17 protein-coding genes and 3 pseudogenes are annotated in these 12,957 nt (G+C 64.8%); 11 read left to right on the forward strand and 9 right to left on the reverse strand.

Features of this window, described 5'->3' with window-relative positions; all coding sequences use genetic code 11:
- Nucleotides 1–53 precede the first annotated feature (53 nt).
- The 3 genes from AWC19_RS15650 to AWC19_RS31210 are packed head-to-tail and all read left to right on the forward strand — an operon-like array spanning nt 54 to nt 1,303.
- Nucleotides 54–1,052 (forward strand): cytochrome P450 family protein, encoded by a 999-nt coding sequence (locus AWC19_RS15650; protein ID WP_245849004.1) that lies wholly within the window; start codon nt 54–56, stop codon nt 1,050–1,052.
- A complete protein-coding gene (locus AWC19_RS30630; RefSeq protein WP_245849006.1) occupies nt 1,033–1,233 on the forward strand; it encodes a hypothetical protein in 201 nt (66 codons plus the stop codon). The genes AWC19_RS15650 and AWC19_RS30630 overlap by 20 nt, the downstream gene beginning before the upstream one ends.
- A complete protein-coding gene (locus AWC19_RS31210) occupies nt 1,175–1,303 on the forward strand; it encodes a hypothetical protein (RefSeq protein ID WP_281255283.1) in 129 nt (42 codons plus the stop codon). Before AWC19_RS30630 ends, AWC19_RS31210 begins: the two co-directional genes overlap by 59 nt.
- A 113-nt stretch (nt 1,304–1,416) precedes the next feature.
- Here the strand turns inward: AWC19_RS31210 and AWC19_RS15655 are convergent, their stop codons facing one another.
- From AWC19_RS15655 to AWC19_RS15665, 3 genes are read right to left on the reverse strand one after another with little or no spacing between them, the layout of a single operon-like run.
- On the reverse strand, nt 1,417–2,655 hold the full coding sequence (locus AWC19_RS15655) for a cytochrome P450 (RefSeq protein ID WP_085079017.1): 1,239 nt from the start codon (nt 2,653–2,655) through the stop codon (nt 1,417–1,419).
- A 20-nt stretch (nt 2,656–2,675) separates the two neighbouring features.
- Nucleotides 2,676–3,830 (reverse strand): acyl-CoA dehydrogenase family protein, encoded by a 1,155-nt coding sequence (locus AWC19_RS15660; protein WP_085079018.1) that lies wholly within the window; start codon nt 3,828–3,830, stop codon nt 2,676–2,678.
- Nucleotides 3,831–3,879: 49 nt separating this feature from the next.
- The gene (locus tag AWC19_RS15665; protein WP_085078973.1) at nt 3,880–5,544 is read right to left on the reverse strand and encodes an AMP-binding protein; all 1,665 of its coding nucleotides are present in this window, start codon (nt 5,542–5,544) and stop codon (nt 3,880–3,882) included.
- A gap of 94 nt (nt 5,545–5,638) precedes the next feature.
- On the opposite strand from AWC19_RS15665, the gene AWC19_RS15670 reads away from it, so the two are divergent.
- The 3 genes from AWC19_RS15670 to AWC19_RS15680 are packed head-to-tail and all read left to right on the forward strand — an operon-like array spanning nt 5,639 to nt 8,302.
- On the forward strand, nt 5,639–6,505 hold the full coding sequence (locus AWC19_RS15670; protein ID WP_085078974.1) for an enoyl-CoA hydratase/isomerase family protein: 867 nt from the start codon (nt 5,639–5,641) through the stop codon (nt 6,503–6,505).
- Complete coding sequence (locus tag AWC19_RS15675; RefSeq protein WP_142281216.1) at nt 6,492–7,139, forward strand: TetR/AcrR family transcriptional regulator; 648 nt, start codon at nt 6,492–6,494, stop codon at nt 7,137–7,139. Before AWC19_RS15670 ends, AWC19_RS15675 begins: the two co-directional genes overlap by 14 nt.
- Nucleotides 7,140–7,195: 56 nt before the next feature.
- Entirely contained in the window at nt 7,196–8,302 is a 1,107-nt protein-coding gene (locus AWC19_RS15680) for an acyl-CoA dehydrogenase family protein (protein WP_211284934.1), read from the forward strand.
- A gap of 268 nt (nt 8,303–8,570) precedes the next feature.
- On the opposite strand, the gene AWC19_RS30635 is transcribed toward AWC19_RS15680, so the two are convergent.
- The 5 genes and pseudogenes from AWC19_RS30635 to AWC19_RS30650 form a co-directional block, all read right to left on the reverse strand.
- Nucleotides 8,571–8,840: a hypothetical protein gene (locus AWC19_RS30635; RefSeq protein WP_245849031.1), complete on the reverse strand. Its 270-nt coding sequence runs from the start codon at nt 8,838–8,840 to the stop codon at nt 8,571–8,573.
- A gap of 81 nt (nt 8,841–8,921) precedes the next feature.
- Nucleotides 8,922–9,149: pseudogene (locus AWC19_RS31620) on the reverse strand (FAD-dependent oxidoreductase); the annotation flags it as partial.
- A gap of 388 nt (nt 9,150–9,537) precedes the next feature.
- Nucleotides 9,538–9,678, reverse strand: a pseudogene (locus tag AWC19_RS30645) (helix-turn-helix domain-containing protein); the annotation flags it as partial.
- On the reverse strand, nt 9,679–10,299 hold the full coding sequence (locus AWC19_RS15695; RefSeq protein WP_245849008.1) for a spirocyclase AveC family protein: 621 nt from the start codon (nt 10,297–10,299) through the stop codon (nt 9,679–9,681).
- On the reverse strand, nt 10,188–10,532 hold the full coding sequence (locus AWC19_RS30650; RefSeq protein WP_245849009.1) for a hypothetical protein: 345 nt from the start codon (nt 10,530–10,532) through the stop codon (nt 10,188–10,190). The genes AWC19_RS15695 and AWC19_RS30650 overlap by 112 nt, the downstream gene beginning before the upstream one ends.
- Nucleotides 10,533–10,667: 135 nt before the next feature.
- Here AWC19_RS30650 and AWC19_RS15700 point away from each other — a divergent pair, with 135 nt between their 5' ends.
- From AWC19_RS15700 to AWC19_RS31625, 5 genes and pseudogenes are all read left to right on the forward strand, one after another.
- The gene (locus AWC19_RS15700) at nt 10,668–10,907 is read left to right on the forward strand and encodes a hypothetical protein (protein WP_142281217.1); all 240 of its coding nucleotides are present in this window, start codon (nt 10,668–10,670) and stop codon (nt 10,905–10,907) included.
- Between the two features lie 48 nt (nt 10,908–10,955).
- A complete protein-coding gene (locus AWC19_RS15705) occupies nt 10,956–11,264 on the forward strand; it encodes a hypothetical protein (RefSeq protein WP_085078980.1) in 309 nt (102 codons plus the stop codon).
- Nucleotides 11,265–11,318: 54 nt separating this feature from the next.
- Nucleotides 11,319–11,690: a hypothetical protein gene (locus AWC19_RS30655; protein ID WP_245849011.1), complete on the forward strand. Its 372-nt coding sequence runs from the start codon at nt 11,319–11,321 to the stop codon at nt 11,688–11,690.
- Entirely contained in the window at nt 11,645–12,112 is a 468-nt protein-coding gene (locus AWC19_RS30660; protein WP_245849013.1) for a hypothetical protein, read from the forward strand. The genes AWC19_RS30655 and AWC19_RS30660 overlap by 46 nt, the downstream gene beginning before the upstream one ends.
- Nucleotides 12,052–12,183 (forward strand): annotated as a pseudogene (locus AWC19_RS31625) (PEP-utilizing enzyme); the annotation flags it as partial. The gene AWC19_RS30660 and the pseudogene AWC19_RS31625, both read left to right, overlap by 61 nt.
- 79 nt (nt 12,184–12,262) lie before the next feature.
- Here AWC19_RS31625 and AWC19_RS15715 read toward each other — a convergent pair.
- Nucleotides 12,263–12,955, reverse strand: coding sequence for a TetR/AcrR family transcriptional regulator (locus AWC19_RS15715; protein ID WP_245849015.1), 693 nt, complete (start codon nt 12,953–12,955; stop codon nt 12,263–12,265).
- Nucleotides 12,956–12,957 lie beyond the last annotated feature (2 nt).

The raw sequence follows: 12,957 nt of genomic DNA on the forward strand, positions 1-12,957 counted from the left end.
TTTGGGCGCAGGCCAAACCGACCCCGACCGATATCTGAACGGAACAACCGACAATGACTGCTGCCACACAACGACGGGCCGCGATCGGCGTGCTCGACCCCGACGTCTACGCCAGCGGCAACCCCGACACCTATGGTCTGCCCCTCGACCAGTACGCGTACCTGCGCGACAACGAGCCGGTCTACCTCCAGAAGTTCGACGACCCACTGCTGATCAACCAGGTGTGGGTGGTCTCCCACTACGAGGACATCTCCACCATCGACCGCGACCCGGAAACATTCGCCGCCAACCGCGGTCATGTCAACATCTGGACCGTCAACCCGATCGACCCGACCGTTGGCGGCAAACCCGCGATGCTCACCCAGGACGGGGCCGACCACAAGCGCCACCGGCAAGTCATCAACCGTGGCTTCACGCCGACGGTGGTGCGGCGCCTCGAGGAGAAGTTCCGCGACTACGCCCGCGTGGTGGTGGACGAGGCATTGGCCAAGGGCACCTTTAACTTCGTAACCGACGTCGCGCACGCCATGCCGATGGAGGCGCTCGGGGACGTCCTCGGGGTGCCGCCGGACGAACGGCCGCAATTCTTCGACTGGGTGGACCGCTTCGCAGCCCCGTTCGACACACGCCTCACCCCGTCATTCGAGACTGTCCTGGAAGCGATCTTCAATCTCACGGGTTATGCCGGTGATCTGGTCGCACGTAAAAGGGAGTCACCGGCCGAGGATGTTATCTCGCAGATGGTCCAGGCGGACAAGGACGACACGCTCTCGGAGGACGAGATCCTGGGCAATATTGTCCTGCTGGCCAGCGGCGCAACCGAACGCACCCGCACGGCCTTGAGCCATGGATTGCATCAGCTGATGCGCGACCCCGACCAGATGGCCTGGCTGCGGTCGCACGCCGACGATATCCCGGCCACGGCCATCCAGGAAATAGTCCGCATCGCAATCTTTCCTGCACTTCGTGCCTACCGTCACCAAAGACATCGAATTGCACGGACAATCCATCTCCAAAGGAGAGCGAGTGTGCATGCTGATGGCTGCGGGTAATTTCGACCCCACCGCGTTCGACGATCCGAATCGCTTCGACCTGGCACGCAGCCCCCAACCGTCACCTGAGTTGGGGCCGGGGCCCGCATACCGGCCTGGGCAAGCACGTCGCGGCGCTGGAGATGAAGATCCTTCTCGAGGAACTATTGCAACGGACCAAGGACATCCGCCCGGCCGGTGAAATCTCCTACGTCCGTGACGTATTCACCCGTGGTGTGTACCAACTACCGGTGACGGTGACCCCGGCCTGACCTATTAATCCGGAATGTCGTAGACGATCGCTGCCCGCTTGTCAGCGCCGACTGGTCAGGTCGGGGATCGCGGCATCGTCGAAGCCGGCTGTCCACTCGTCGCGCGTTCGGCGTCATGCCGGCGTGATAGTGATGGGCAGCTGATATACCCCGCGCGAGAAGGCATCTCGAATGTAGTTGATGTCGCCGGCGGGCGTGATGTCTTTGGTGCGTTGGAGCAGTTCTTCGAGCAGGATCTTCATCTCCAGCGCCGCCACGTGTTTGCCCAGGCACTGATGCGGGCCGCGGCCGAAGCTGACGTGCGGGTTCTTCTCGCGGCAGAGGTCGAAGGTGTTGGGGTCGTCGAAGGCGCGCTCGTCGAAGTTTCCCGCAGTAAACAGCATCAATACGATGTCGCCCTCTTTGATGTGCCGGCCGTGCAGCTCGTGATCGGCGGTGGCGGTGCGCACCAAGTGGGTGAACGGGGTGGCGATGCGCACGATCTCCTGGATGGCGGTGTTGGGGATGTCGTGGGCGTGTGCGCGCAGCCAGGCCATCTGCTCCGGGTTGCGCATCAGCTCGTGCATGCCATGCGAAAGCGCGGTGCGGGTGCTCTCGGCGGCCCCGCTGGCCAACAAGGCGACGTTGCCCATCAGTTCGTCCTGGGAGATCACCTCGGCGCCGGCCTGCACCAACTGGGTGATCACATCGTCACCGGGCTCGTGCCGTTTGACCTCGGCCAGCTCCACGGCATAGCCCAGCAGATCGAAGATCGCCTGCAGCACGTATTCGAACGACGGGGTGATGCGGGTGTCGAACGGCGCGGCGAAGGTGTCCACCCAGGCGAAGAATTTCGCCCGGTCGCCGGGCGGCACTCCCAGCACGTCGCCGAGGGCCTCCATCGGCATCGCATGCGCGATGTCGGTGACGAAGTTGAACGTGCCCTTCTCCAGGGCCTCATCGACGATGTTGACCGCGTAACCGCGGAACTTCTCCTCAAGCTTCTTGACCATGCCCGGGGTGAACGCCTTGCTCATCACCGCCCGCTGCTGACGATGCTTGGCCCCATCCGCCGTCAGCATCGCCGGCTTGCCACCCACACTCGGATCGAGCGGGCTGAACTTCCACATGAGCACGTGCCCACGATCAGCGGCATAAAGCTCGGAATTCTTGTCGACGGCCCAGATGTCGGCGTTGCGGCTGACCACCCAGGCCCGATCGATCAGCATCGGGTCGTCGAACTCGTACAGGTAGCACGGTTGCTCGTCACGCAGATACGCGTACTGCTCTAACGGCAGCCCGAATGTGGTCGGGTCGCCGTTGGCGTAGGTGTCCGCGTCCAGGACACGGATCTCCGGCTGTGTTGTCGTCATCATTGACTCCTTGAACGCTCTCAGTAAGACCGCGGCAGGCCCAGAGTGTGCTCCGCAACGTAGTTCAGCACCATTTCGTGGGACACCGGCGCGAATTTGATCATCCGCGCCAACCAGTACATGTCGGTCAGGCCGTATTCGAGCGCGACCCCGTTGCCGCCGTGCACCTGGATGGCATGGTCGAGGCAATTCACCCCGGCCTCCGCGGCGGCGAATTTCGCCATGTTCGCCACCTCCCCAACGCCGGGATCCCCGACGTCGTACATCATGCACGCCTTTTGGACGAAAAGCTTCGCGGCCTCGAGTTCGATCTTGGCCTTGGCCAGCGGATGGGCAACGGCCTGATGGGCACCGATCGGCACCCCCCACACATTGCGTTCTTGGGCGTATCGCACCGCCTTGTCCAGGGCGTACCGGCCGATCCCGATAGTCTGGATCGCGCCGAGGATCCGCTCGGGGTTGAGCCCATCGAACACCGCGCGCAGGCCCTCGTGTTCCTTGCCGATGAGCCGGTCAGCGCCCACGGTGACGCCATCGAAGAACAGCATCCACTGCTGATCGGGAACCTCTACCGCGGTCGGGACGTGTTGACGGGTCAGCCCTTCGGCGTTGGGATCGACGACGAACAGCGACAGCAACCCCCGCCCGTCCGGGCGCCTACCCGTCCGCGCCACCACCACAATCTGATCGGCACTCTCGACCCCGGAAATGAACGTCTTCGTTCCGCGCAGCACCCACTGGTCTCCCACCTTTTCCGCAGCGGTGCTGATGTTGTGGGAGTTCGAACCCGCATCGGGTTCGGTGATCGCGAACGAGAACCGCTGCGCACCGGTGACGATGCCCTCCAGCCAGGCGTCCTTCTGCTCGGTGGTGCCGTACTTGGCGATCAACTGCCCGCAGATGGCCTGCGAAAACACCAGCGGCACCATCGGGCAGCCCGCCGCCGCGAGTTCCTCGGCGACAATCATCAGCGTCCACAGGCTCTGACCACCACCGCCGTACTCCTTCGGCAGGCAAACCCCGAGGAACCCCTGTTCGCCGAGGGCATTCCATAGCTCGGTCGCCGATCCGCCCTCGCGCACCTGCTGCATGAAATACGAATGTCCGAAGCTCTGGGCGATCTGCGCGACGCTTTCTCGCAACATTTTTTCTTCGTCCGAGGGCACCAACCGCATGACTGGTTCGGCGCCGGGGTCGGTCTGGGTGATGGCTGTCATCTCTTCTCTACCTCACTTCTTCTGTCGTCGATAGTTGTGCGTCGCGGTCTCGATTTTTGTTGAGCCGCAACCCCAGTCGTTCGAAGTCCCACACGCGATCGTCCAGTGGTCGCTCACGCAGCTTGTACTTTTGGATCCGCCCCACCGCGGTTCGGGGAAGGTCGTCGAAAAATTCGACGTACCGCGGTATCGCGTAGGACGGCAAATGCTCACCAAAGAACGCGAACAGTTCCTCCGGTGTCACTGTGACCCCTTCGGCTAACACGACACACGCCTTGACGTCGTCTTCGGTCAGCTCCGAGGCAACGCCGTGCACCGCGACGTCAACGACCTTCGGGTGCGCCCGGATCGCCGCTTCGAGTTGGATGCTCGAGATGTTCTCGCCCCGTCGGCGCATGGCGTCTTTCCGGCGGTCGAGGAACTCGAGTTGCCCGCTGGGCAGGAGACGACCGTAGTCACCCGTGTGGTACCACCGGTTGCGGAAGGCCTGCAGCGTGGCCTCCGGCTGATCCCAATAGCCGTCGAACATGACGAACCGGTCCTTGGGCCGGATGGCGATCTCGCCGGCCTCCCCGTCAGCAACGGGACGGTCGTCGTCGTCGAGCAACGCGACCTCGAGATCGCCCATCGGCGCCCCGCAGCCGGACGGATCACGAGCGTCGGACAACGCCGTGCAGGTGATCGGCATGCATTCCGTCTGGCCGTACATCTGCGCATGCGGCTCGATTCCAAACCGCTCGCGAAATGCCTGCTGCGACTGCGGCGTCAAGGGAGCGACCACCATCGTCCTGAGTCGGTGGGCCCGATCGGCGGGGCCCACGGGTGTCGCCAATAGCGCGTTCCCCATGGCCCCGACGGCGAAGGCGACGGTCGCGTTGACCTCGCCCGCGCGCGCCATGAAATTGCGGGCGCTGAAGGCGGGATCGATCACCGCCGGAATCGCGTACACCAGCCCGCCGATCAGGCTGCTGAACATCGCCGCGGCGTGGAACATCGGCAGAGTGGTGAACAGGACGTCGTGTTCGGTCACCTCCACGCCGCGGCCCACGGCGCGGGCCGCGCGCTGGTAGTAGCCGTGGCTGAGCAGGCAACCCTTCGGGAAGCCGGTGGTCCCCGAGGTGTACATGATCGTCATGGTGTCGCTCGGATCGACCATCACCCGAGGGGGCTCCGCGTTAGACATCACCAATTCCCGGTAGCCGATCCGCTCCATACCGCCCAACCCGGCACCGCCTTGCCGGCCGTCGAGCAGCACGCACAAACGAAGATCGGGCAGCCCGCCCAGCACGACATCGAGCGCGGCCGCCCCATCAGAGTCAACCACGATGACCGAGGCCCGCGATTGACTGAGCTGATAGCGCAGGAAGTCGCCTTTCAACGCGGCGTTGAGCGGCACCTGCATCGCACCCAGCTTGGCCAATGCGAAGAACACTTCCACGACCTCAGGACGATTCGGGGTCAGCAGTGCCACCCGGTCACCGACACGCACGCCGTGGGCACGAAGAGCCGAGGCGACCGCGTCCGATCTGGCGTCGAGTTCAGCAAACGTGTAACCGCGCCCGCTGACGGTCACGTACGGGCGATCAGGCAGTTCCACGGCCCGGGTGCGCAGCAGCTCGCCGAGCGAGAGCCCGTTCTCGGAGCCCTGATCAGTCGTTTGTGCGAACGACATCAGCCGTGGTGCTCCACGTCAGGCCTCCTCCTCGCGAGAAAATCATCTTCGAGCAAGGTTTATATGCTCATATAACTTATGTTACCATATAACAATGACGTCGCAGAAAAAGCAACAAGGCGCGGACGAAGGCCGTGATGTGCTGGTGGAGCGCCACAACGGCACGGTCGTGGCGCGGCTCAACCGCCCGGAGTCCGGCAATTCTGTTCAGGGCACGCTGATGCGGGATCTCATTGACGCGTTCGAAGCGGCGGACGGCGACGAAACCGTCTCGGCAATCGTGACGATCGGAGAGGGCTCCACCTACTGTGTCGGAGCGGATCGTGAAGTGTTGCGCCGCGTCAACTCAGAGGGCGGAATCGACTTCCACGACCTCGGTTACCAAGGCACGCTCGGCGGCGACTGGGGTATGCCGCGACTGTCCGCCACGCAAAGGCGTTCGGACACCCTGGGCTTCGGGCGCTGGGTCAGGCGGGTCCTCGATGTCGGCACCCCGACGATCGCCGCAATCAACGGGGGCGTGGCCGGTGGCGGGCTGTCGCTGGCGTTGCTGCACGACATCCGCATCGCATCCAGAACAGCCAAGTTCGCGCCCAGCTTCCTAGCCCTGGGCGTTTCCCCGGAGATGGGTTTGAGCTGGTTGCTCCCTCGGATCATCGGAATGCCCAAAGCTTTCAACCTACTGACCCGGATCCGTCCGATCGGGGCGGACGAAGCGCTCGAGATCGGCCTGGTTGAGGCCGTCGTCGAGCCGCACGAGCTGCTTGACGCCGCGCTGGCGCGAGCGGCCCAGTTTGCCCAGCTGCCGTCGGTCTCGGTGCGGATGGCTAAGCGACTGCTGCGGCAATCGACGGAATCCACACTCGAAACCCAACTCGAGCGCGAATGGCATAATCAGACGCGACTTTTCGGCTTCGCCGACACCGGCGCCGCCGTCAAGGCCTACCTTGAACGCCTTTGAGACTGCCATGAGTGAACCAGACCTCGTCGTCATCGAAAACGGGCGGGAGCGCGGTAAAAGGCTGCGCGCTCAACGGATCATCGCCACCGCGCGTGAGCTTATCCATGAGCAGCCCGACCAGAGCCCCACCATCCCAGAGGTTGCTGCTCGCGCCGGCGTGGCACCGATGACTGTCTTCAACCTGATCGGAACGCGCGACGATCTCTGGGCGGCATTGGCCAACGAGTCACTGGCGGACTGGCAAGGCTTCGCGGCCGATATAAAAGACCCGCGTGAGCGTGCGCGCAAGATCGTCGACGAGGTGATGCGCATCATCAGCACGGAAGCCCCCGTCTGGCGCGCGCTGATCTCGGAGTGGCGCGACAGCGGCCGCGTGCTCGAGCGCGAACCCAGCAAGGCGCTAGTCGAATGCCTGCAGCAGGCGGCCGAGGACGGCGCAATCTCCGCCGGAGTCGACGTGCGCCGCCTCGGCGCGATGATTTTCAGTGGCCTGGTCGGCATCGTCCACCAGTGGGCCGCCGGCCTCATCGGTGACCGCGCGATGCGCCGACGCGCCCGTGACCTAGTCGACATCGCCTTTGCCGCCGGCCGGCCCGACAACACCTCCCCGGCGTGGGAATTGGGGTCCGACTAGCTCACCGAACGAGACGGCGACATGAGCGCAATCTCGCCCGGCTCCCAAGCCCACCGGTGCTGCCTCTGATTCCCGCCGATGAAGACCGGATGTTGCGGGAAGCCGTGTTCGCGATCTCATTTGACTTCGGCCCGGCCTACCACAAGAAGGTCAACGGCGAAGGAAGTTCACCGGTCGAGCTTTGGAATGCGTTGGGAGGGAGAGGTTTTAGACGTCTACTGCCCGGGGAGTATGGCGGTGCGGGACAGGGGCTCCGGCAGTTGACGGCGGTGCTCGAGGAGACGACGGCCGCGGGATACCCCCTGCTGCGACTGCTGATCTCCCCCGGCATCATCGGCACCATCCTCAACGTCACGCCACACCGGACCAAAAGGACCGCTGGTTGCGCGGAATCGCCTCGGCGCAAATGCGCTTCTCGTTCGGGCTCACCGAGCCGGCGCGGGATCGACTCGCACACCAGTTCGACCACCGCCCGGCGCGACGGTGACAGATATGTGGTCAACGGACAGAAGTACTACATCTCCGGGGTCGACGAGTGCGACGAGCTGCTGCTGGTCACAAAGACCGGCACCGATCACAAGGGCAGGGGCCAGCTGACGCTGCTCATGGTGGACCCGCACAGTCCGGGACTGTCCATGCAGCCCGTCGACACCGCCCTCGAAGAGCCCGAGAAGCAGTTCACGCTGTTCCTCGACAACGTCGAGGTGCCTGCCGATCGCCTGATCGGACAGGAGGGCCGCGGCCTGCAGGCCGCATTTGACGGTCTGCACCCGGAACAAATTCTCTCCGCGGCGGTCTCGATCGGCACTGCGCGTTACGCGCTGGACAAGGCCGCCGCCTACGCCCATACCCGCACGGTGTGGGACGGTCCCATCGGCGCGCACCAAGCGATCGCGCATCCGCTGGCCGAGGGCAAGATCAAACAGGAATCGGCAGGGCTGCTGACCCAGCGCGCGGCGGCCCTTTACGACGCGGGGCTTCCCGCCGGGGAGTCGAGCAACATCGCCAAGCTCGCCGCCGCCGAAGCCGGGGTGCTCTGTCTGGATCGGGCGATTCAAACCCACGGCGGCAACGGCGTTGCGCGCGAATCTCGTAATGAGCGCGGGGTACCGATCCGGGCAACCGGCAGACTCTGGCATACCGAACGACACCCCGCTCTGTAAAGCCGGCACCGATGTTGTTGGTGCCGCCACCGACGACCCACATATCGACCGCGTCGTCGTAGGCACTCATCATGGGCGGCAAACCTCCGGTGCCTGTAGGCACCCAGAACCCGCTCCCTGGCGCTGCGCATCTGCAGCTCGAGCACCCCACCGTTGCCGAGTGCCAACTTCGCGCCATCGATCAACCCGAAGTGTTCCGGTTGATGCCCACATCGGTGATCATGCCTTCCTTGCTCGGCCGAATCGAGGCGTCACCCGAATGACGCCATCACACCGCGGCAAAGCGCCGGCGCGGCGCGCGCAGCTGACCCAGTAACTCGGCCGCCGCGCGCTCGCCGGCCACCGTGGCGGTGCACATGTTCGACGACGAGCGGAACACGCCAGCCAACTGGATGCGCGACGTGACGGCCGCTTGCCGGGCCTGGAATTGCCCAAGTTCCTTGTACAGCCCGGGCCTGCTGTAGACGATCACTTCGTTCCACCGGGCGATGCGCGTGTAGTCAACGGTGTCGCTGACACCCGGGATCAGCTTCTCCATCCTGCGCAGGATCTCGGCGCGGATGGTGGCGCCCTCCTCCATGAGGTAGCCCTGTTCGCGGTGAGTGTGGATCATCCCGCCGGTTCGATCGCGCTTCTCCAAGACGACGACCGAAACCCCTCGAGCCCGTAAGCGGTAGGCCGCGGTGAGGCCGGACGGCCCGGCACCGACGATGAAAACCGGTCCGCGCTCGGCTAGTCCGTTCTTGCCGTTGGCTGTCATCTCTTCGCTCTCTTTCTCGGGTACCGCGTTGTGCGACCAGGGAGGGCAGCACGAAGTCGGTGACGAGCGCCTTCTCGGCTTCGGCATCGAGATCCTCGCGCAGCATCAACATCAGGTAGACGCCGCGCAGCCATTCGACGGCGCGGTCGTCGCTGACTTCGGGCCGGATCTCGCCGCGCTCACGGGCGCGCCGCAGCATGGGGCCCAGGACGTCCAAAACGATTCCCTGCATGGACGATTCGTGGCCGGTGATCAACCGGCGCAGGGACACGGTTTCGGTGGTGTCCAGCAGATGCCCCAATTCCGGATCGGAGCGGGCTGCGTCCACTGTGGCGATCGAGGTCTCCAACAGCAGCTCGTCAAATGGGGCGTCGCGGTCGGCGATGGGCCGGATGCCCTCTCCCAATTCGCGCAGTCGGGTCACGATCGCGGCTTCGGTGATCTCGCGGCGAGTCAGGCCGAGCCGGTAGACGCCGGTGCGTCCGATACCCGACTCCTTGGCGATGTCCTGCATCGTGGTCCGGTCAACGCCATAGCGTGCGAAACAGCGGCGAGCGGCATCGATCACCCGGTCGGGGAGGGCAAGTTGGTCATTGTCGGAAAGCACAGCGACCATCTAACCGCCTCCGGTCGCGGTGCTGCGGGTGTATTTGAGCTGTGTCAAATACTGGTTGGGGCACAGCGGTTTTCCGGGTTGACCGCAATAGATGCTGCCCTGCTGATAGGACGGCAGCACGGGAATGCTGGTCATGCCACCGGTCATCGCCACCCAGTCGTTGGGGATCTGGTAGGCCACCAGGGTGGTGAAGCCCGCCCAGCCACAGACCGCAAGGATGGATAGCAGCGTCTTGATCCGGGGGCCGACAGCCAGCTTGTCTACGTCACGGTCCACCGCGCAGCGACCGTTCGCGTCCCGTCCGTCCCGCAGCCAGGTGAACATCAAGCAGTACGACGAAATGAACAGCAGCTCGGTCAGCGGTAGCCGGTGGGTGGTGCCGGCCCACAGTGTCAGTGCGTCCGGCGAGGACACATAGGTGTACACGCCCATTCGGTTCCCGAAGGTGGCCAGATATCCGAAGGCCACCATGAAAGACGCCAGCACGACGGCATACAAACCGACGGTGCTCAGGGACGAGAACCGTGTGCGCAGGGCATCAAGGTACGCGCATCCCACGATGGCGGCGCCCACCCCAGCCAGATGTAGGCCGGCATGCACCAGCCCAGGCTCCACGCCCATCGATCGGCCTGGGGCGCGGCGAATCCGGGGAACTGCCTGGCCCAGGTGCCCAAGCTCAGGGAGTGGGCGTTCATCGCCCAGGTGGGGTTGAACATCTGGCACAGCACGTCGAGGACCGAGGCGAATAGTCCGCCCAGGAACAGCTTCCCGTCCAGAGTGACGGTCCGCTCGCGGTAGGCCGGGCGCACCAGCGTGAGCCAGAGCAGGAACGCGAACACCGAAAGGCTGACCACCTCGGTCAGCCGGATGACCCAGCCGAAGGAATACGGATCGGGACCGGGGTCGACGGGCGTGGCCTGTGGGGATAGCAGCCACCTCGTCCAGCAGGTCCCCCCGTACTTTGTTCCAGATCGTATATATTGACCCCGATGAGCAACTCACCAACGCCCTTGGTCGAGCAGCCGAACCTGCTGCACATGGTCAGCTCCCCCGACACCTTACTTTTCCACGGGCAACGTCGCCGAGGCGGCCCCCGGCGTGCACACACCGCTCGGCTGGAGCACGGCCTGACCCAACTGGTGCTTTCTGAGGTCGTCGTCGCACTCGGCGCATGGTCGCGCCGGCCTGACGTGTCCGACGCCAACCGGCGGTTCGGCTGCATCCTCTAAGGACCATACGCCGCCAACATCAACACTTTTCGTGCCTTCGGCGATCGAATGCCCGGAACCACGGGCGGCGCGGTGGAGATCCAGTTCTTCGGCGCCAAGATGTCGCAAGAGCGCAATCGCCCGGTCCGCCACACGTATCCGGTTGTGGCGGTCAAGATGCCATGGAATGCGGTGCAGACCCCGCGTCAGGTCGCCGCGTACCGGGCAGACAACTACACCTGGTGGACGAACCGGGTTTGCGACCGTCCACCGTCCGGGCTGGCCGAAGGACTTGCGGCCCTTACCGAAGGCAGCCGACGCTACGTTCCGGTCATGCGTGCGCACTGCATCGTCACGCTTCGCCCAGGCCTTCTATGACCGACTCGCCAAGCCGTGCGCCGCCGCCGGAATGGAGGGCCGGGAACGGAGCTGGTGAGCGGGTACGGCGGCATGGAGGAGTCGGCCGTGGTCGCCGATGTGCGCGAACTGGCCGACGGTCACCTTACGGAGAAGGAGTTCATCCGCCGGCACGAGTACCACGGCCGCGGCGAGGGCGACGTGTCGAGCCGCTCCTGGCGCGAAGACCTCACGCCGATCCGGGCATTGGCCGGGGCCTACCGCAAGTCCGGGGCCGATACCCTGGCCAACGCGGCGTCCACCCGAACATCACGTCAATCCGCAGAACGGGAACTGCGAGCGCGCCTGCCCCGGTCGCGCAGGCCGTTGGGGGCACCGACGCTGGCGCTACGCGCCGGTTCGTGCTCGGCCACGAGGTCGGCAAGGCCGGGTTCCTGTTGGCCATAGATGGGATGCGCGCCGGCGCCCGGGCCGCCGGCCCAGCGCTGCCCGTCGAGGGTGTATTGGACAACACCGAGGACGTGTTCTTCCTGACCCTCGACGAAATACTCACCGACCCCCGAGTCGACCGTGGCGACGTGATCGGCGAGCGCCGAACGTATTACACCCGGTACAAGACGTTGGACCTCCCGCTCACCTGGCAGGGCAACCCCATACCGGTGCCGTTAGACGCAGCGACCAGCCTGCCCAACGCGTCGATATCGTCTCGGGCATGGGTGTCAGCGCCGGAATCGCCGAAGGCACGGTGCGGGTCGTCCGCGATGCCGACAGCGACCAGGCCGATGATTTCGAACCCGGCGACATCCTGGTGTGCCGCATCACCGACCCGTCGTGGGCTCCGCTGTTGTCAGTCGCCGCGGCCGTCGTGATCGACATCGGCGGGTCGCTGTCCCACGGCGCCATCGTTTCCCGCGAACTCGGAATCCCTTGTGTCATCGACACTGTGGACGGCAGTCGCAAATTGCGCACGGGCGAACGGGTGACCGTCGACGGTGGTGGCGGGCTCGGTGCGGGTGCAGCTACGGTAGCGGCCGGCGGGCAATCTGTTTCGCGGTGGCCGAGTCGACACCGAAGCCGCGCAGCATCATCTCCGCTCCCCGCGACTCCGTCTTGGGGCCCGGCGGAATGCGGCCGGCCAAGATGGCCCGGATGGCCGCCAAGGCCGCGCCGACGATCGATGTCAGGGCCAGCTCGAGATCGTCGACGGCGAATCGACCGGATTTCCGTCCCCGGGAAAGGGTCTCCATGGCCCAGGGTGTCACCGCATCCTCGAAAATCGCATTGACGCGGTCGAGTTCGACGAGGACCCGCGCCAGTTCGGGCTCGTCCCGACTGAAACGCAGGAAACGCCGGTACGACACCGAGGCCGCCTCGGCGGGATCGGCGAACTCGAGCGCATCGGCACCGATCGTCGCGGCCAGGCCGGCAAGTACATCGGCCACGACCGCCTCGATGAGGGCGTCCTTGGACTCGAAATACGTGTAAAAGGTGCCGAAGCCAAGGTCGGCGCGATTGGTGACGTCGCCTATCCGAAGGTCCGACACACCGTTCTCGGCGATCAGCCGGTGGGCCGCGGTCAGGAGCCGTTGCCGAGCCTCGGCCTTACGACGATCGCGGCGTCCCATGGGGGCGGCCGACAGAGTCACGAGGACAGTATCGCATTCGATCCCTACCTCATTCTTGATTTTGTAATCGAGTTCGATGAGGATCACAG

It is taken from the genome of Mycobacterium palustre (genome assembly GCF_002101785.1).
Lineage (GTDB): Bacteria > Actinomycetota > Actinomycetes > Mycobacteriales > Mycobacteriaceae > Mycobacterium > Mycobacterium palustre.